At 46.3% G+C, this 18,227-nt stretch carries 15 protein-coding genes; 4 read left to right on the top strand and 11 right to left on the bottom strand.

Features of this window, described 5'->3' with window-relative positions:
- Window positions 1-8 precede the first annotated feature (8 nt).
- The 8 genes from cobA to AC1RR2_RS11205 form a co-directional block, all read right to left on the bottom strand.
- The gene (cobA, locus tag AC1RR2_RS11240; RefSeq protein ID WP_493222341.1) at window positions 9-758 is read right to left on the bottom strand and encodes a uroporphyrinogen-III C-methyltransferase; all 750 of its coding nucleotides are present in this window, start codon (window positions 756-758) and stop codon (window positions 9-11) included.
- Entirely contained in the window at window positions 751-2,076 is a 1,326-nt protein-coding gene (locus tag AC1RR2_RS11235) for a sulfate adenylyltransferase subunit 1 (protein ID WP_493222340.1), read from the bottom strand. The genes cobA and AC1RR2_RS11235 overlap by 8 nt, the downstream gene beginning before the upstream one ends.
- A complete protein-coding gene (gene cysD / locus AC1RR2_RS11230) occupies window positions 2,076-3,011 on the bottom strand; it encodes a sulfate adenylyltransferase subunit CysD (protein WP_315483638.1) in 936 nt (311 codons plus the stop codon). The genes AC1RR2_RS11235 and cysD overlap by 1 nt, the downstream gene beginning before the upstream one ends.
- A 161-nt stretch (window positions 3,012-3,172) precedes the next feature.
- Window positions 3,173-3,883 carry a phosphoadenylyl-sulfate reductase gene (locus tag AC1RR2_RS11225; RefSeq protein WP_493222339.1) on the bottom strand — a complete coding sequence of 237 codons (711 nt, stop codon included), beginning with the start codon at window positions 3,881-3,883 and terminating at the stop codon, window positions 3,173-3,175.
- Window positions 3,884-4,411, bottom strand: a complete 528-nt coding sequence (locus AC1RR2_RS11220) for a DUF934 domain-containing protein (RefSeq protein WP_493222338.1) — start codon at window positions 4,409-4,411, stop codon at window positions 3,884-3,886.
- Window positions 4,412-4,423: 12 nt separating this feature from the next.
- Complete coding sequence (locus tag AC1RR2_RS11215; protein ID WP_493222337.1) at window positions 4,424-6,130, bottom strand: nitrite/sulfite reductase; 1,707 nt, start codon at window positions 6,128-6,130, stop codon at window positions 4,424-4,426.
- Window positions 6,131-6,288: 158 nt separating this feature from the next.
- Window positions 6,289-7,062: a sulfite exporter TauE/SafE family protein gene (locus tag AC1RR2_RS11210; protein WP_493222336.1), complete on the bottom strand. Its 774-nt coding sequence runs from the start codon at window positions 7,060-7,062 to the stop codon at window positions 6,289-6,291.
- A 358-nt stretch (window positions 7,063-7,420) separates the two neighbouring features.
- Entirely contained in the window at window positions 7,421-7,954 is a 534-nt protein-coding gene (locus tag AC1RR2_RS11205) for a DinB family protein (RefSeq protein ID WP_493222335.1), read from the bottom strand.
- 124 nt (window positions 7,955-8,078) lie between these two features.
- Between AC1RR2_RS11205 and AC1RR2_RS11200 the strand changes: the two genes are divergently transcribed.
- Window positions 8,079-8,786 (top strand): ribonuclease HI family protein, encoded by a 708-nt coding sequence (locus tag AC1RR2_RS11200; RefSeq protein WP_493222334.1) that lies wholly within the window; start codon window positions 8,079-8,081, stop codon window positions 8,784-8,786.
- 60 nt (window positions 8,787-8,846) lie between these two features.
- On the opposite strand, the gene AC1RR2_RS11195 is transcribed toward AC1RR2_RS11200, so the two are convergent.
- A complete protein-coding gene (locus AC1RR2_RS11195; RefSeq protein ID WP_493222333.1) occupies window positions 8,847-10,016 on the bottom strand; it encodes a porin family protein in 1,170 nt (389 codons plus the stop codon).
- 36 nt (window positions 10,017-10,052) lie between these two features.
- On the bottom strand, window positions 10,053-10,463 hold the full coding sequence (locus AC1RR2_RS11190) for a hypothetical protein (protein WP_493222332.1): 411 nt from the start codon (window positions 10,461-10,463) through the stop codon (window positions 10,053-10,055).
- A gap of 305 nt (window positions 10,464-10,768) precedes the next feature.
- Here AC1RR2_RS11190 and AC1RR2_RS11185 point away from each other — a divergent pair, with 305 nt between their 5' ends.
- Together AC1RR2_RS11185 and AC1RR2_RS11180 are read left to right on the top strand one after the other, a co-directional pair.
- Window positions 10,769-12,382, top strand: a complete 1,614-nt coding sequence (locus tag AC1RR2_RS11185; protein ID WP_493222331.1) for a sensor histidine kinase — start codon at window positions 10,769-10,771, stop codon at window positions 12,380-12,382.
- 470 nt (window positions 12,383-12,852) lie between these two features.
- Complete coding sequence (locus AC1RR2_RS11180; protein ID WP_493222330.1) at window positions 12,853-13,677, top strand: DUF2189 domain-containing protein; 825 nt, start codon at window positions 12,853-12,855, stop codon at window positions 13,675-13,677.
- Window positions 13,678-13,756: 79 nt separating this feature from the next.
- On the opposite strand, the gene AC1RR2_RS11175 is transcribed toward AC1RR2_RS11180, so the two are convergent.
- On the bottom strand, window positions 13,757-17,086 hold the full coding sequence (locus tag AC1RR2_RS11175) for a S41 family peptidase (protein ID WP_493222329.1): 3,330 nt from the start codon (window positions 17,084-17,086) through the stop codon (window positions 13,757-13,759).
- Window positions 17,087-17,404: 318 nt separating this feature from the next.
- Here AC1RR2_RS11175 and AC1RR2_RS11170 point away from each other — a divergent pair, with 318 nt between their 5' ends.
- Window positions 17,405-18,211: a substrate-binding periplasmic protein gene (locus AC1RR2_RS11170; protein ID WP_493222328.1), complete on the top strand. Its 807-nt coding sequence runs from the start codon at window positions 17,405-17,407 to the stop codon at window positions 18,209-18,211.
- Window positions 18,212-18,227: the final 16 nt, after the last annotated feature.

Raw genomic sequence — 18,227 nt, 5'->3', positions numbered from 1 at the left:
CGGCGGTATTACTTCGATTTTCTTGCTCTGAACGACTCACCCATCATCACCAACACAGGCCCTTCGCTAGGTGTCAAACCATGTGCCAAGTCCGCCAGTGTCAGGTGCAGATGTTTTTCCTCGGAGCGACTGCAGCTCTCTACGATCACGATAGGCAAGTGAGCAGAAAAACCTTTTGCCAGCATGCGTTGTGCGGTCAGTATTGCTTCTTTACCGCCCATGTATTGAACCAGAGTGTCGCAATCAGGAATGCGGGTTTCGGCTGATTCGCCGGGTGCTGTACTTGAAGTGAAGAGGGCGACACTGCGTGCCACGCCTCGTTTGGTTAGTGGCAATTTTACGCTGGCGGCAGCCGCCATGGCGGTGGTAATCCCGGGTACGATTTCAAAATGTATTCCAGCTTGTTCTAGTGCCGTCATTTCTTCATCGGCACGCCCGAATAACATAGGGTCGCCCCCTTTCAGACGCACCACGATGGCGTGTTGTTGGGCCGCTTCGACTAATTGTTGATTGATGTGTTCTTGCGCAGCCGAGCGTTGTCCGCTGCGTTTGCCTACCGAGACTTTGATTGCTTGCGGGCAGAGTTCCAGCATTTCTGAAGTGACCAATGCATCGTGCAAAACGATATTCGCTTGCGCTAAAAGTTTTGCACCGCGCACAGTAATCAAATCAGCTGCACCCGGACCGGCACCGACTAAATAGACGATACCGGTTGTTGTGTTGATGGAGGGTGTTGCTGATTGATGTTGATTAGCCAAGACGTATCATTCCCGCTGCGACAGTTTGATGGGTGACTTCGTCGATCAAAATAAATGCACCTGTAGCGCGGGTGATGTCGTAAGCATCGGCCGCCAGGGCTTGCTGTACATTGATGTTGACGCGAGCGATGTCGTTCAATTTAAGTGTATCAGTTGCACGGCGTTCTTGGGTATTGATATCTAATAAAGTGTCGACCGATGCAACACGGGCGGCAACTTGACGTGTTGTGTGCTTCAGCCAATATTTGCGACGCACATCCAAGGCTTCTTCGGATAACCAACACAAGTCGGCGCTGACCGACTTCAAGATGGTCGCTGGACGGTCGGCACTTGCCAACATATCGCCGCGTGAAATATCGACATATTCATTCAGCAAAATGGTGACAGATTGACCAACTACAGCGGTCTGCAATGAACCATCCAAAGTTTGAATATCTTTGACCGTTGCGGTCTGGCCAGATGGCTGCACCACGATGCTATCGCCGACGCTGATCTTTCCAGCTTCAATTCGGCCCATATAGCCACGGAAGTCGTTCGCTTCATGACCATTATGGCGCGCTACTAATTGCACAGGGAAGCGGAAAGGCTCGTCATGGCATTCATCGTAGACGCTTAAAGATTCCAATAGCTCGATCAAAGTTGGACCTTGGTACCACGCCAGATTATCGCTATTGGTGACAACGTTATCGCCCGCTAACGCCGACAAAGGAATAGGATGTACGTCGCGCAAACCTAATTGTGCAGCGAATTCTTGGTAAGCCCCGACGATACGGTCGTACACAGTTTGATCGTAATTTACCAAATCCATTTTGTTAACGGCAACGATCACGTGTTCGATTTGCAGTAAATGGGCTATAGTTGAATGACGTTTAGTTTGTGTGAGGAGTTCCACGCTGCCATCATCGCCGAGTTTGACTTTCGATACGTCGATCAAAATGATGACGGCGTCGGCAGTCGATGCACCAGTCACCATGTTGCGCGTATATTGTTCGTGACCCGGTGTATCAGCGATGATGAACTTGCGTTTCGGTGTTGCGAAATAACGGTAAGCGACGTCGATGGTAATACCTTGTTCGCGTTCAGCTTCCAAACCATCGGTCAGCAATGATAAATCTATCGTGTCGCCGACGGTGCGTTTGTGTTTCGCTTTAGAAATCGCATTTAACTGATCGGCAAAGATGCCCTTGCTATCAAACAGTAAACGACCGATGAGCGTACTCTTGCCGTCGTCGACGGAGCCGGCCGTAATGAAACGCAGCAGGCCACGCTCACGAGCGACATCGATAGTAGTGGCGGTTTGTTGTACCTGGGTGCTCATTAGAAATATCCTTCTTTTTTACGTTTTTCCATCGATGATTCAGAAGTCTGATCATCCATGCGTGTTGCGCCGCGTTCTGTAATTTGAGTGACTGCGGTTTCTTCGATAATCGCTTCGACTGTGGCAGCATCGGAAGAGACCGGGCAAGTGCAGGAAATATCCCCGACGGTACGGAAACGCACCACTTGTTTTTCTACCGTCTCACCTGCACGCGGCGGCGTTAACTCTGTCACCGGAACCAGTAAGCCATTGCGTGGAATCACTTCACGTTCATGCGCGAAATAGATTGGTGGTAACTCGAGTTTTTCACGGGCGATGTATTGCCAGACATCGAGTTCAGTCCAGTTAGAAATTGGGAAGACACGCATGTTTTCACCCGGATGCACACGGGTGTTATACAAGTCCCACAATTCAGGGCGTTGCGCTTTTGGATTCCATTGGCCGAATTCATCACGGAAAGAAAAGATACGTTCTTTGGCGCGGGCTTTTTCTTCATCTCTACGCGCACCGCCTATGCAAGCATCAAATTTATGCTCCGCGATCGTTTCCAATAAAGTCACGGCTTGCGCTGCATTGCGTGAATCTGTTTTGGGATTACGCAAGCGCACGGTGCCGCGATTGATAGAGTCTTCGACTGAACCCACGATCAGGCGTTCGCCTAATTCTGCTACACGTTTGTCGCGGAAAGTAATCACTTCAGGGAAATTATGCCCCGTATCGACATGCACCAATGGGAAGGGAAATTTCCCCGGGCGGAAGGCTTTTTCTGCGATACGTAATAACACCACAGAATCCTTACCGCCTGAAAACAGCAGGGCAGGGTTAGTACATTCGGCAGCCACTTCACGCATGATGTGGATGGCTTCCGATTCCAGCCAATCGAGATGGCGATTACTCGCTGCATCAATGAAGTGATTTTCAACTACGGTGTTCATGCTTGACCTTTGAATTCATTATTTTTAAACCTCTCAACACAGAGACACAGAGATAAGGAGTGAAAACCAGAGAGTTCTACTGGAAAAGGAGGAAATGATTTTCTCCTGCTTTTCTCAGTGTCTCTGTGTTGAGGGGTTTTAGATTTTTAAGCTAAATTTTATTAAATACTTTTGATGCGAACCAATTTCCCATCAACCACATGCAAACCACATTCCTTGGATTCGGGATTTTCCCACCACCAGCGTCCTGCGCGTACATCTTCACCTGGCTGTATGGCACGGGTGCAGGGCTCGCAGCCTATTGATGGGTAGCCTTTGTCATGCAGAGAATTGTACGGCACATTATTGCTACGAATATAGTGCCAAACGTCTTCTTCGGACCAATCCGTCAAAGGATTGAATTTTTGCATAGCATGGGCGACATCGTCTTCTTGTACGGCTAATTCAGCACGAGTGGCAGACTGCGCACGGCGTTGGCCTGTGATCCAAGCCTTGTTGCCGTTTAACGCGCGATTCAAGGGCTCTACTTTACGAATTCTGCAGCATTCTTTACGCATGTCGACGCTATCGTAAAATGCATTCAAACCGTGTCGTTTGACATAATTGTCGACTGCTTCCGCTTCAGGCTTATAGAGTTTGACCTCATACTCATAGGTCTCTTTGATACGCTCTAACATGCTCAAAGTTTCTTTGTGCAAGCGCCCCGTTTCCAAAGAAAAAATCTTTATATTTAACTTGTGGCGCAAAATCAGATCGGTCAAGACCATGTCTTCTGCTGCCAAACTAGAAGCGAAGACTGCAGGGGAAAACTCAGTCGCAATTTTCTCTAGAATACTGAGTGTCGTCGTCAAGCGTGCTGCATACTCACTCATTTAAATACCTGTTCTTTCCACACGACGGAAAAGCGGATTTTTCTCATCAACCGAGGTCTGATACTTTTCACTGAAATCCGTCAAACCTTTGATCGCATCATGAATATTTTTGTCGGCACGTACAGCAAATGCATTGAAACCAACACGCTGCATATAAAACAATTGATCACGCAACACGTCACCAATCGCGCGTAATTCACCTGTGTAGTTGAAACGGGTGCGTAAGTTGTAGGCGATGGAATAGCCACGACCATCAGCAAATTTTGGAAAATCAACGGCTAACAAAGCAAACAAGGAAAGGTCATGACTTAACTCTTTGGCTTGTTCATTGCTGCTAAACCAGACTGCGATATCGGCGCGATTTTTTGCACGAGTTAATAAGCTTTCTCTTTGCAACTGCCATACTTTCAAAGGCACGATGACTTTGCCTTCTGGTACCACAATTGAATCGGCACTGTCGTCTTCAGACAATTGCAAAATTTCCCAATCATCATCGACGACTGCGCGATCCTTAATTATTTTACTCATTCCATTCTCCCCTTAGTACACAACTGCAGAACCGGCATCTTCTCCGTGATGCTCGATTGTTTTTATAGGTGTTGCATAAACATATTCTTTGAATGGCGCGATACCCAGACGTTGTGCGGTATCAATGAAACGTTCGCCATTTATACGATCACGCAGATACACTTGCACGATGCGGTCTATCACTTCTGGCATCTGTCCAGCTGAAAATGATGGTCCTATGATCTTGCCGATGGCGGATTGATTGCCTTGCGCACCACCGATAGAGACTTGATACCATTCGCTGCCATCTTTATCGACACCCAAGATACCGATATTGCCCACATGATGATGACCGCAGGCATTGATACAGCCAGACATATTCAATTCCAGATCACCGATATCATGCAAGTAATCGAGGTCATTGAAGCGGTCGGTAATATCGAGTGCAATCGGAATCGATTTTGCATTGGCCAGTGAGCAGAAATCACCACCGGGGCAGCAAATCATATCGGTCAATAAACCAATATTGGGCGTCGCCAAGCCATGTGCTTTGACTTCTTTCCAAAGCTCGAACAAACGACTTTGCTCCACATCGGCCAATACCAAATTTTGTTCATGGGTCACACGAATTTCGCTAAAACTATAGCGATCTGCCAAATCTGCGACGAAATCCATTTGATCTGCACTCGCATCACCGGGCGGTACACCAGGTTTCTTAAGTGATAACACAACGGCATTGTAACCCGCTTGTTTGTGCGCTTTTACATTCCGCTTCACCCAATTAGAAAATGCCTTATTTTCTTGTTGTAATTGCACAAAATTGCTGTCTGTCGCAGCTAAATCGGCATAGGCTGGGGCGGTGAAATAGGCGGCCACTCGTTGCAATTCAGCTTCAGTCAGTGTGCCCGGACCGTCTTTAATATCTTGCCACTCTTCTTCGACCTGACGCGTGAAATCTTCTACGCCTACGGCTTTGACCAAAATCTTGATACGTGCTTTGTAAATATTATCGCGACGGCCAAATTGATTATAGATACGCAAAATCGCTTCCAAATAGGTCATCACGTGCTGCCACGGTAAGAACTCACGAATCACACTACCCAAAATTGGCGTACGTCCCATGCCCCCGCCGACCATCACCTTAAAGCCAACTTCACCGGCCTCGTTATGTACCACCGTTAAGCCTATATCGTGGACGGCAATCGCTGCGCGGTCTTCTTTTGCACCATTGATGGCGATCTTAAATTTGCGCGGCAGGTAAGCGAACTCGGGATGAAAGGTCGTCCATTGGCGCAAGATTTCCGCATAGGGGCGAGGATCAATAATCTCATCGGCTGCCACACCCGCAAATTCATCCGACGTGATATTGCGCATGCAATTGCCCGAGGTTTGAATCGCGTGCATTTCTACGCTTGCCAATTCCGCCAAGATGTCGGGTGTGTCTTCCAGATTGATCCAGTTGTATTGAATATTTTGGCGTGTGGTGAAGTGACCATAACCACGGTCATACGTGCGCGCAATGAAAGCGAATTTGCGCATTTGAGTTGATGACACCAAACCATAAGGCACGGCAACGCGCAACATGTAGGCATGACGCTGCATGTATAAACCATTTTGCAGACGCAAAATACGGAATTCATCTTCCGTTAACTCGTTCGCGATACGGCGGCTTACCTGATCGCGAAATTGGGCAACGCGTTCTTGGACGATCAAATGATCATGTTGGTCGTAACGATACATCTTCAAACTTCCTATATAAATGCACCTGAGCACCTGATTTGCAAATACGGCTTATATACAGACCGGGCATTGAGGTTATGAGCGTAATGATTAAAAAGCGCGCTGTTGTTATGGGTATGGGGCTACAGCTTCGTTTCTGCTAACCACAAACAGAAGAACTAAAGCACTAATTTGCAAGCCACCAAAGTCAAGGTTGTCGCTAAAATGCCGCGCAATAATTTTTCGGGTACGGCTTTCGCCGCCAGTGAACCCAAGGTGATGCCTGGCACTGAGCCCAGCAACAATGAGCCTAATAATTCCCAATTAATTGAGCCTAACCACCAGTGACCAATTGCTGCGATTGCGGTCAATGGCACCGCATAGGCGATGTCAGTGCCAGCGACGTGGGCTGCTGGCATTTTCGGATACAGCAAAACTAGAATAGTGGCACCGATTGCACCCGCCCCAATCGAGGAAATCGTGACCAATATACCTAAGATAGCGCCAGCAGTAATCGTGGCAATAGCGAGTTTTTGTCCATGCAATTGACGTTCTGGGTGAGCATTGATCCAGGCGATTAATTTGCTACGGTATAAGATAGCAATGACGGTTAAGAAGACCGATCCAGCGATAGAGTAGCGAATGATCTGACCTAATTCCTGGCTTAAGCCTCCAAATTGTTTCAAGGCTAAGGTCGCGACCAAAGCTGCAGGCAGCGCGCCGTAACACAGCAAACGCACGACATGCCATTCGACCGTGCCGCGCAAACGATGAGTGAAGGTGCCAGTGGCTTTCGTGATAGAAGCGAACGCCAAGTCTGTACCTACCGCTACTGCAGGCGAGACGCCGAATAACAGGGTCAGCAAGGGCGTCATTAAAGAGCCGCCACCGACACCAGTCAAACCGACCAGAGTGCCAACTGCGAAACCGGAAATAATATAGGTAAGTGTCATAGCGCCTCATACAAAGTAGCATGCATGATAAGTTGCTGACGCTTTATAACAAACTACTTAGTATTTATTTGCTTATATGTGGTTTGACTATATAGAAATGCGGAATTCTTACTAATGCCCCTTGATCGAGGTCGCACAAGCAACATGGCTTTGTTTTATTGAGGCTTATTCATATGTTACTAAATAGCGGGCGTGTGCGCCCTTCGACGTGATAGATCAAGCTTGAAATTAGCGATTTTCCCCAGGTTCAGTGATGTCAGCATTTGAGCCAAGTGAGTACTAATTTGTAATAAAACGGACGTGAGAATTCCGCGCTGTCATGCTTTTCTTGCTGTATTTGTGAGCTCTGACTGCTGGCTTACACCTCTGGGATCAAGGCATTTAAATCTGTCACGCCCACGTCGACACCAGCTTGGCTGAACATGGTCGTGATTTGTCCACGATGGTGGGTCTGGTGATTGAAGATATGCATGAGCAGGCTAAATAACTGTTTCGTGTGAGGATTAGCTTTGATATCGAGATACGAGACAGGTAGGAGCAGATCTTTGTCTTGGGCTTTCAGACTCAGCTGTAGCAACATGTTATCTAGTTTGTGGCGATAAAGGCGCAGTGCCTCGAAGTCTTCGAACAAAGTCAGGTCAAGCGCCTGAATTTGTTGCAAGTGTTTAGCCTCCTCTAATTCCCACTCAGCGGGAAAGTTCGCGCTTAGACGTCTAATCCAAATGGTATCCGCTACGGCCAGATGATTTAAAGTCGAAAAAATGGAGCCAAAAAATGCACCACGATTTTCCCTTAAAGCATCTGCGGATAAGTTGGCTGCTGTGTCATACAGTTTTTGATTCATCCATTGATTATATTGAGCCATTAATTGCAAGTGCTGAGCGAGTGACATAAGTATTCCTTGGTTGGACGAAGTGATTTATTGTTAGTTGAGTGAAATCATTGCAATATGTCAGTTTACAATAGTCGGCTCTGTGTTTCTCTATCATACTTTTTATTTTGTTAGCGGCGCTCCTGTGAACTTGGACATCGATACTTTACAAACTTTGGCATTTCACCGTGAATTGGTAAAAAGTCGGCGCTTGGTCAAGCGCGACGGTGTTTCTTTCGCCCAGGCTTTGGAGCAGGTATTAAGTGCAACGGCAGGACAGCAGGGTTTGAATCATTTTTTGGAACTACGTCGTCAACAGATGAATGAGCTGGCTGAAATCAAGGAGAAAAAACGCCAGTTGGCGCAGCAAAAACTTAGTGCAAAGCAAGCGAAAAAAGTGATTCCAGCTTTGGCCTGGTGTGCATGGTTTGATGGTTCGGCACGCCCAAATCCTGGCGCTTGTGCGATTGGTGCAGTGCTACGGGCACCGGATGGTCGTGAGTGGCAAGTGAGTCGTTCGATTGCTTATGGTAATAGTAGCGAGGCCGAATATCAGGCTTTGATCGCGCTGTTGAAATTAGCGATAGCACAGGATGCGCGTGACCTGCTGATTTATGGAGATAGTCAGGTAGTAATTGAAGATCTTGACCCTAAGAATAAGCAGCCAGCAAAAGCTTTAGAGGACTTGCGCAAAGAGGCTAAAGAATTGCTGCAACAAATTCACGGTGCAAACTTGCAGTGGCTACCACGTGCTAGAAATCAGCAAGCGGACTTGTTAGCGCAACGTGGTTTTGGGAAAACAACTTCGTCTGAAGAAGTCATTGTTGATGTAAATAAAATCGGGACATTCTGATTGCGACGCAGAATGCCCCGAAATTGAAGCTAAGTGTTCAAATTTACAAACTTCAAAATTTCAAAAAATGCCTTGTAAAGAAATTGAGAATAATTTTGAATCGCCGAAGAAAGGATAAGGATAGTGTGATTTGTCTTTAGAGATATCGTATTGAATTTTGAGGGCAGTGTCCTTATGGAAATCCCAGCGCAGCGATAGATAGTGGGTTTTTCTACCTTCGGTTGGCTCATTGATCGTGGTGTATTGTGAGTAAGTGTACATCGGCGTCCAGGCACCAAATTGATAGCCAAATCCGATCAGCGCATATTTGTATACATTGTTCAAACCCTTGCTGGCATCGACTTGTTGATAACGATCGACCTCGGCTTTCACCAGCCAATTTTTATAATCCATATTGGCTGAAATACCCATAATCTGGGTGGATTGATCATTCACTAAATACAGATTGCCGCCGCCAGGATTATCTTGCCATAACGTGTCTTTGTAACGCATATACATGGCGCGTACATCAACGATGCCATTATTGGCTGCGACTGAGACACCTAGGATTTTCTTCCAAGATTCATGGGTCGGAGTCGTGTAATAAATCAAAGTATCGTAGGCGTCATTCTTTTGCGTATAACCGCCGGTCCAGGCAGAAACGGTGGTTGCCCAATCTGACTTACCTAATTGCGCACGGTAGCTAACATTGGCACCGTTATAGGCATAGATAGGCCAACCATAGACATCAGGCGCTGGGCGTACCCAAGGATAGGCATAGCCTATGTAAAGATAATCGCTGTAGTAATACAAGGGAATGCGCATCTTACCGGCCTGGAAAGTCCAGGCAGAATCTTGTGCTGGTGTCCAGGTCAGATATCCCCAATCAAAAGTGGGACGCGAACCTGCATTCGGATTATTGGCACGGCTAATGATTTGCGTGGTCGCGGAAAAAGTAGGGCTGAAGTCTTTTTTGATTTGTATGCCCACCAAGGATTCCTGATTAAACTGGAAGCCCTTATTTTTTTCGTAGACGCCAGCATATTCCCATGCTTGCATAGAACAAGGGCATTGCCACTGCTGATAAGTCCAGGGGGTACTGCTCTTCAAAGCTGATCCACTTAACACCTTGGCACCAGTAATGCTATAAAAGCCGGTGAGTTTGAGGGTGCCATCGTCGCTTAAATCAGTCGCCATACTCATAGCCGGATAGAGTAGACAGAGGGTGAGCGCTAGCAGTGATTTTTTCATTATTCAATCTCCAGAAAGAGGTATTGTCTGTTTGGATTAGGGAATCAATGCCACTACTTTGACACTATCATCGACCGCAGATTTTTCGATATACCCGATGGCATTCACGTTCTCTCGAATGGCTTTTTTTACCTCGTCACTACTCTTGTATTCTCTGGGCGGTTTTCCTTTTCCGGTAAACACGATACGAGCCCAAATCGCTTGCACTTGGGGCGGTTCTTTTTCTAAGACTTTTTTATAAAATTCCAGACGTATGGGGGAACCACTGGCCTGTTCTAAGGGCGTAAATTGCACCGAGCCACCTAGAAAAAATTGCGCGGCTTGTGAACTGCTCATGCTTTTCGTGTCACTTTGGGGGTTGACGACTATGACAAGTTCAGCAAAGACGGGGGCTGTAATGGTCGCTAATGCAGTGAACATCACGATAGAGCGTATCATCTGTTTCATAGTTTTTCCTGTCCATTATGCATGCCAGAATGAAAACCGAAGACCACTAACGGTGAATTCATTCTAGGACAAATTTAAAAAATGTCAGGAAATTGTTGTCTTGTATCCACACAATTTGAATCAGATTAATTTTAAGAAAAATATTTTGTTCAAAAAAAGTAAAATGATGATTGGCCACTTAAAAGACGCACCATCAAAATAGTGGGTAGTTCTAAGAAATCAAACTTTTTCTGGTATCGGTAGGTGACGATGAGGTTTGGTTTCTTGAAATTGCCCCATGCATAATCGAATGAGGTAAGTATCAGATGACCTATGCATTGAAGCGTTTTTTTCACTCGCTCATCGGGCAGTTTGCGATCGTAGTGGTATGTTCTTTTTCTTTTCTTATATTGGGTGTGATTTACGATGGCAGTCGCACCGTCAATGCCGCACTACTACAAAACGTCAAATCTAGCGTCGAGCAGACTTCTCAGTTACTTAATTTGTCTGTATCTACTTACGTCACGGTAGGAGATCTGAAAACGGTACAAATTTTTTTTAAGGAGTTATTGCGCGAAGACGACATGAATGGTTTGAGCTATGTCGTGATCTGTGATGAAGATGGTACGCCCGTTGTGAATACCTTAAGCGACAAGCTCAGTTTACCCAAGCCGAATAATCTGAATCAACTTGAATCTGCTATTGCGAGTGGCACGATACATGTGCGCAATCCCATACTGTTGAATCATCAAAAAATCGGTTTTCTTCAATTCGGTTTGTCGGTGAAGAATTTATTGGACGCGACAGTAAAAGAAAAACGAAACTCTCTCATACGAATCTTCTTCATTCTGGCATTTACCCTGCTGATTATTTTTATTTTTGGGCGACGTTTTTCTAAACGCATGAGCGACATGACCCATGCTAGTCAAGAAATTGCCTCTGGTAAGTTTCAGCAAGTCATTACCGTCACAGGACAAGATGAATTGTCTGTGTTGATGGAACAATTCAATCTAATGGCGTTTCAAGTGAACAAGAAAATTCAGGAAATTACTGAATTGAATATGTCTTTGGAAAATCGTGTACGGGACAGAACCAGAGATCTGGCACTTGCGAATCAACAATTGGAAGCGCATTTAATTTCCTTAAAATCGACTCAGGATAAATTAATACAATCCGAAAAACTGGCAGGGCTCGGTGCCTTGGTCGCAGGCGTTGCTCATGAACTCAATACACCGATAGGCAATGCATTGACCGTGGTATCAACTTTGGCCGATAAGCAAATTGAGATGCGTCAGTGCTTTCAAGATGGCAGCATCAAGAAGTCTAAACTGGATCAATATGTCAAAACCATAGAGGATGCAGCGAGCTTACTACTTGTGAATATCACACGTGCGGCCAGTTTAATTCGTAGCTTCAAAACGATAGCGGTGAATCAAACCAGTGAAAAACGAGCGCATTTTAAATTATTGGATTTATTGTTGGCCTTGGAACCCACATTGCGTTTGCAGGCCAAACATAAAGCGATACGATTTGAAATCGATGTAGCAGAAAATATCGAACTAGATAGTTTTCCCGGCGCCTTAACGCAAGTACTCGTCAATCTTTATGCCAATGCTGTCATTCATGGTTTTGAGGGACGTGATACAGGAACCATACGATTACATGCAGAGGTAGATAGTGGTGATTCGGGTATCGTACGTATCGATTTTTCCGACGACGGTGGAGGCATTCGTCAGGAAAATATATCAAAAATCTTTAATCCATTTTTCACCACCAAACTTGGGCAGGGTGGATCGGGACTTGGTCTGCACATCAGCTTTAATATCGTCAACAATCTTTTGGGTGGAAGTCTTAAGGTCGAATCAACAGAGCACGGTAGCACTTTCTTGATTGCCATTCCTATATCTGCGCCAGTACACCAAATCATCGACACCGAGTAGTTTGTCAATGCTGTTGACCCATGCCAGTTCGCATCTCTTTTCATTTCATTATTGCGGTGACCCACCGAAGTCGCTTAGGATTATGTGACTATCTGCTTGATCAGACCGATAATGAACACTGTGACAGTGATAGCGTCGAATAATAGCAAACGCAATTCCTATAATTAGGGCCTGTTAACATTTAAATTGGGAGATGCGTTCAAGCCAAAAGGTGGGATGGCAAGGCGTAGTTCGCCGCCGAGGCTGATGCCTCGGCAAGAGCTGCAACGCTGTCCATCGCGCCTTTTGGCTTGAACCCTTCGGGAATGGGTAAAACGGGCACATGGCGTTGTTGCAAGTCGCTTACAGTGCTCGCACTGCGGCGCGCCTTGACGCCTAGCCCTGTGCTCGTTTTTCCGCATTCGCACTCCCAATTTAAATGTTAACAGGCCCTAACAAGCATCGTTTATAAAAATAAGTCAGGAGACAAAATGAGTGAGCCGACCAGTGGGCGTGATGGCGACAGCGCCGCACCCGATATTCGTTTGGTGATAGACCAAAAAAGCGCGTTTCCACCGGTAGCACGACTTGGTGCTTTTCGTGCATTTCATTGGTTGTATCTGGGATGGCAGGATTTTCGCGCTGAACCTATGGTGGGACTATTTTACGGCATCTGTTTTGCGGCAATGGGGGCGGTACTGAAACTGACACTGGCTAACGCGCCACAGTATTTGTCTGCGCTGACTTGTGGATTTCTCCTGGTCGGTCCGCTACTTGCGCTAGGTTTGTATGACGTAAGCCGCCGTATCGAGAATCTGCGATCTGGCATGCTGGGCAGTGCGTTTTCTATGAGCGGTCGTTGGAGCAATATTGGCACCTTCGCTGTGGTTTTGGCCGTGATCATGATGGTATGGGCTCGTGCTTCTTTAATTATTTTTGCATTGTTTTATAACAAGGGTATGCCAACTATGGAAGGGTTTTTGGCGAAGCTTTTTTCCTTGGAAAATGTTGAATTTTTGTTCGTCTATGCTTGCGTCGGGTTTATTTTCGCCAGTCTGGTATTTGCAATTAGCTGGGTCTCAATTCCTTTGATGTTGGATAGGGATACCGATGCCATTACCGCCATGATTATCAGTATCGTTGCTTTATTTGTGAATGTGCCTTTGACTATGATCTGGGGTTTGACCATCGTCGCTTTTGTGGTGCTGGGTTTTATGACGTGGAATCTGGGATTTATTATTACTATGCCTATCATAGGACATGCTACTTGGCATGCCTACCGGGAGGTTGTAGGGCCAGCGGATCATCGAGCATAGGTTGGGAAAACCTGACTTAGGATAGAAAATGGCGCAGAGTTTTAAATTCTGCGCCATTTTTTTTACTGATGTAGTCGCCTTATTTCAACGGTGGAATCGGCTGCGGTACCAATGGTTTAATTGGTTGCTCTTTGAGTTTTTTCTGCAAATAATTTAATGCTGCTTCCAATTGTTTATCTTCACCTTTGAAGCTTGCGTTCGGTAGATTGTCGACTTCAATATCTGGCGCGACTCCGACACCTTCAACCAACCAACGACCGTCTTTGACGTCGAATTGTGCATTTTCGGCGGCACGTACCATGCCATTATCGCTTAAGGTATTTCTATCAGATAACCAGACACCAGCGCCTGCCGTGCGTTTGCCTATCAAGGGGCCGAGGTTGAGTGCTTTTACACCCGCTGCAAATGTTTCGCCGTCCGAGTAGGTCAGCTCATCAATTAAGACCACCAGATGACCGCGGAAAGTCTGTTGCATATTCGCGTAGGGTTGATTGCCGGCTGATGACCAGAATGCCCATGCTTTGCGCAAGAGTTTTTCTATGATCCAGCTATCAATATTGCCGCCATTGTTGCGACGTACGTCAATGATTAAGCCTTCGCGATCAAAGTTAGCGTAGAAGTCACGTGCGAAACTGGCGACATCAGCTGGCCCCATAGCGCGCAAATGCAAGTAACCGATCTTACCTTTTGAGTGACTATCCACTTTGCTTGCCAGGCTTTGTTCCCAATCGCTGTAGCGCAAGTTAGCCTGCTTCATCATATTGATCGGTGATACCAAAACGGTTTTGCTATTGCTGCCACGTTTGACTTGCATCAAGACTTGTTTGTCGGCCTGATTTAATAGGAGATCAGAGATGTCACGTGCGACCAGCACCTCTTTACCGTTGATGGCGGTGATGATGTCGCCTTCTTTGACATCCAGATCGGGATTATCTAAGGGAGCGCGTTGTGATGGTAAATCAGGTTCGCTACGATAAATATGATCTATGCGATAACCATCGGCTACTTTGCTGAGCACCGCACCCAAGCCGGCTGCCTGTCCATCCGGCACAGCGCGACGTACATCGCCTGGCCGCACTTGAGAATGCAAAGAGCTGACCTCACTCACCATCAATCCTAGCACGTCATTGAGTTCTGCACGGTCAGTAATACGATCAACCAGTGGCGCGTATTTGTCACGTACTTTGACCCAATCTACACCGCGCATATTGGTGTCGTACAAGAAATCACGGTGCATGCGCCAGGCATCCATGTACATTTGTTTCCACTCTTGACGTGGATTGGAGCTGAAACTCCAGTCGTCAATTTTTACCTTGGCTTTACTTAAATCGCCAGGCGCTTTTGCTGCGGCATCGACAACATAGAAGTCACCATTGCCGCTACCCGTATGTATAAGTACCCGTTTCTTATCGAGTGATAAATCGAAGTTACGAATACCTAACGCGAAGACTTCTGCTTGCGGCGCTGTTTTGCTGATAGCTAAGGTTTTTACATTGCTGCGACTACGATCATTGGCATCGCGCTCCATGAAATACAAGCGCTTATCATCAGCGATCAAACGGCGATAATTTCCCGCAGCGATAGGTACTTCATATAAGCGTTCTGCTAAGCCTTGATACACGATGGCATTGCCAGGTTTCTTCACAGCGGTGCTGTCAGCTTTTTTTGCTGTATCTTTGGCAGCGTCAGCGACGTCCGTTTTTTCGCCTGATTTTTCTGTCGTCTTGTCGGTATTTTTGTCACCGTTTTTGCTCAACTCATCATCAGGCTTAAAGGGGAAGCGATTGCCCGGTTGCAGAGCCAACGCGAAGATGCCAGCACGTTTATCGAAATAAGTACCCATATTGCGGTCACCCCAAGGTGCGCCTACGCCGGGTTGGAAATTGCGATTCGATAAAAAATACAACCACTTACCGTCGCTGGAGAAAGTAGGCGACTCAGACTCATAGCGGTCCGTGGTGACGAAGTGGGTTTGTTTGCTGTCGATGTCGTACAGGCCGATTTGATTGCGGCCTTGCGAACTATTGCCGCGAACCATCGCCAGTGTTTTGCTATCAGGTGACCACACGATTTCGTCGTGTGTACCATTCCCGCCTTTGGATGCGTCATCAATGACTACATTCGATTTAGTGGCAAGATCCAATAACCAAAGGCGACCGCGTTTATCGATATGCGCTAAATATTTACCATCTGGTGATGGGCCCATCGCGAGTCTATGGGTTTCACCATCTTTGGTTAATTGTTCTGGTTTACCATTTCCATTGGTTGGGAAACGCCAGATTTCATTTTCACCCGTGCTATCAACGAAAGCGTAAACGTAACGATCATCGTGTGAGAATACTGCCTCGCGTGCCCTGGCTCCATCAGGTAAATTAATATCGACACGACGCTGAGTGCCAGTGCCCGCGATGGTCATTTGACCGCGTGCAGTGAAGACCAGTTTTTCATCTTTGCCAGCGACTTGAACGTTGGACAAAAACTCTAAAGGATTTTTGATATAACGTTGACGTGACTGATCAAAGTCGGAAACCAAGTCGACATTCAATAATCTATCGCTCGATACGGCCAAGTCTAATACATGCAAATTTGCGCCTAACTGGTAGACGATCTTGCCATCACCTAATTGCGGATTTCTGACTTCCCATTCTTTATGTTTGCTGATCGCACGTACATCGCTACCATCCAGATTGGCGGAATAGATATTGTAAGCACCGTCGCGGTCGCTCAGGAAGTAGAGCCGGTTTTTCCATAGCATAGGACGGCGGTTATTGGATTTTTCTTTGGCAAAGACATTGACCGCTTCGGCTTTTCCATTCAAATCGAACTTCCAAAGTTGTGCTAAACCACCGCCACGATACATCTTGGCGTTGTCGTTTCGGGTATGCAGACCGAGACGGGTGAAGAATAAAGTTTTGCCACTTTCATCCAAAGCGGCTTCATTGGCATCGGTGACAGGGAAAACCTGACGTTGCAGATTCTGCGGATTGATCGCGGAGATCACTGTTTGCGCACTGGGTCCAACTTGATTTTGGCTTGTCACTAATACCTCACCTTGCGCACTCCAACCTAAGACTGTGACTGCTGTATTTTCAAAGCTGATACGTTTAGGCACACCGCCGGCGAGCGGCATCACATAAGCCTCCTGCGCACCTTCGTAGCTGGCAGAAAAAGCAATCCATTTGCCATCTTGTGAAATCGCGGAGTTGGTCTCCGCACCCAAATGAGTGGTCAAGCGTTGCGCCGCGCCGCCGTTGACGCCGACTCTCCATAAATCGCCTTCGGAAGTAAACACCACAGTGTCAGCACGGATAGAGGGGAAGCGGACATAAGCATTGTCGTTGGGTGCAGCGTACGCCGAAGCAATCATGCCGCCCAAGGATAAGCTAAACAGTAGAGAGCGAATTTTCATAGTGTTAGACGAATAAGGTTGATAAAAATCAAAGCTAGTAGAGTGGGAAAACAGGAATATACTTAATTGTTGCGTATAGTTTAATAAAAATTACTGCGCATACTTAAACGATCTATTTCGAAGCGGTTCATTTCGCTATAGAAAAAACTGGATTAAAATTTTTTCGTAAATGCGTTCAGACCAGTTATCCTTCAATTAGTTCTATGGCATAGCAAACCACTCGCATAATTCGCGCCTCATTTGTGCAAAACAGTTTTTATTTTTTGTACTCTTGGCAATCTATGGTTAAATGTTTACGTAACCAAAGAAATGATAATGATGATAATTTCTCGATCCTATCTGATAGCAGCTAAATGGATACTAGGCGTATCCGGGCTTTGCCTATGCCTGATGAGCTCATTGCTGATCAGTGTTTCGGTAGCAGCGGATGACGCAGTACCGACGATTGTTCTCGTGGGTGAGGACGAGTGGTATCCCTATTCGGCATATAAAGATGGTAAGTTACAAGGGCTGGCGGTTGATGTGATCGAAGCCGCCTATGCAGCTGTTAATGTTAAAGTGCAGTTCAAAACTGCCCCATACGCTCGTTGTATGATGTTGGCGGAGAGCGGACAGGAATTGGGGTGCTTTGACAGTTTGAAAGATAGTAAGTTACTCAAGACCCACTTATTTCATCAAGAACCTATCTTCAAAGCAGAAATTGGTATTTATGCCCTGGCGGATGCAAAAGAACATAGCCTAAAGGTGCGAGATCTTAAAGGTAAGCACGTTGGTGTTACCCATGGCTATACGTATTCGGATGAAATAGATGGCGACCAGTTAATTTTGCGCGAAGTGGCTCCGACGGACCTGTCGAATTTGCGTAAATTGGTGCTCAAGCGCTCTGACTATTCTTTGGTGTATACAAGAGTGGTGGATTACCTGGTGAGTAAGTATTCAGGAGAATTCAAAGATAAAATTCGTCAAGTCGGCAGCTTGAATCAAAGTGACTTATACCTGAGTTTTTCTAAATATCGACCTGAATCAACGAAATTTGCCAATTTGCTTGATGCAGGTTTGCGTAAGATAAGAAAAAATGGCGTATATGCCGAGATAGAGCAGAAGTGGCGCACTCCTGCGCCTTGATTCCAGAGATCTGCAG

Source organism: Undibacterium sp. GW821-FHT11H02, from assembly GCF_058808015.1.
The sequence above is the reverse complement of the archived record's forward strand: the minus strand, read 5'-3'. Positions and strand labels throughout refer to the sequence as shown.

Excerpts from the sequence above, each read along its gene's own strand:
- AC1RR2_RS11235 (WP_493222340.1), bottom strand. The coding sequence starts at position 2,076 with ATGAGCACCCAGGTACAACAAACCGCCACTACTATCGATGTCGCTCGT.
- AC1RR2_RS11220 (WP_493222338.1), bottom strand. The coding sequence starts at position 4,411 with ATGAGTAAAATAATTAAGGATCGCGCAGTCGTCGATGATGATTGGGAA.
- AC1RR2_RS11175 (WP_493222329.1), bottom strand. The coding sequence starts at position 17,086 with ATGAAAATTCGCTCTCTACTGTTTAGCTTATCCTTGGGCGGCATGATT.
- AC1RR2_RS11185 (WP_493222331.1), top strand. The coding sequence starts at position 10,769 with ATGACCTATGCATTGAAGCGTTTTTTTCACTCGCTCATCGGGCAGTTT.
- AC1RR2_RS11205 (WP_493222335.1), bottom strand. The coding sequence starts at position 7,954 with ATGTCACTCGCTCAGCACTTGCAATTAATGGCTCAATATAATCAATGG.
- AC1RR2_RS11180 (WP_493222330.1), top strand. The coding sequence starts at position 12,853 with ATGAGTGAGCCGACCAGTGGGCGTGATGGCGACAGCGCCGCACCCGAT.
- cysD (WP_315483638.1), bottom strand. The coding sequence starts at position 3,011 with ATGAACACCGTAGTTGAAAATCACTTCATTGATGCAGCGAGTAATCGC.
- AC1RR2_RS11195 (WP_493222333.1), bottom strand. The coding sequence starts at position 10,016 with ATGAAAAAATCACTGCTAGCGCTCACCCTCTGTCTACTCTATCCGGCT.
- AC1RR2_RS11170 (WP_493222328.1), top strand. The coding sequence starts at position 17,405 with ATGATAATTTCTCGATCCTATCTGATAGCAGCTAAATGGATACTAGGC.
- AC1RR2_RS11215 (WP_493222337.1), bottom strand. The coding sequence starts at position 6,130 with ATGTATCGTTACGACCAACATGATCATTTGATCGTCCAAGAACGCGTT.
- AC1RR2_RS11225 (WP_493222339.1), bottom strand. The coding sequence starts at position 3,883 with ATGAGTGAGTATGCAGCACGCTTGACGACGACACTCAGTATTCTAGAG.
- AC1RR2_RS11190 (WP_493222332.1), bottom strand. The coding sequence starts at position 10,463 with ATGAAACAGATGATACGCTCTATCGTGATGTTCACTGCATTAGCGACC.
- AC1RR2_RS11210 (WP_493222336.1), bottom strand. The coding sequence starts at position 7,062 with ATGACACTTACCTATATTATTTCCGGTTTCGCAGTTGGCACTCTGGTC.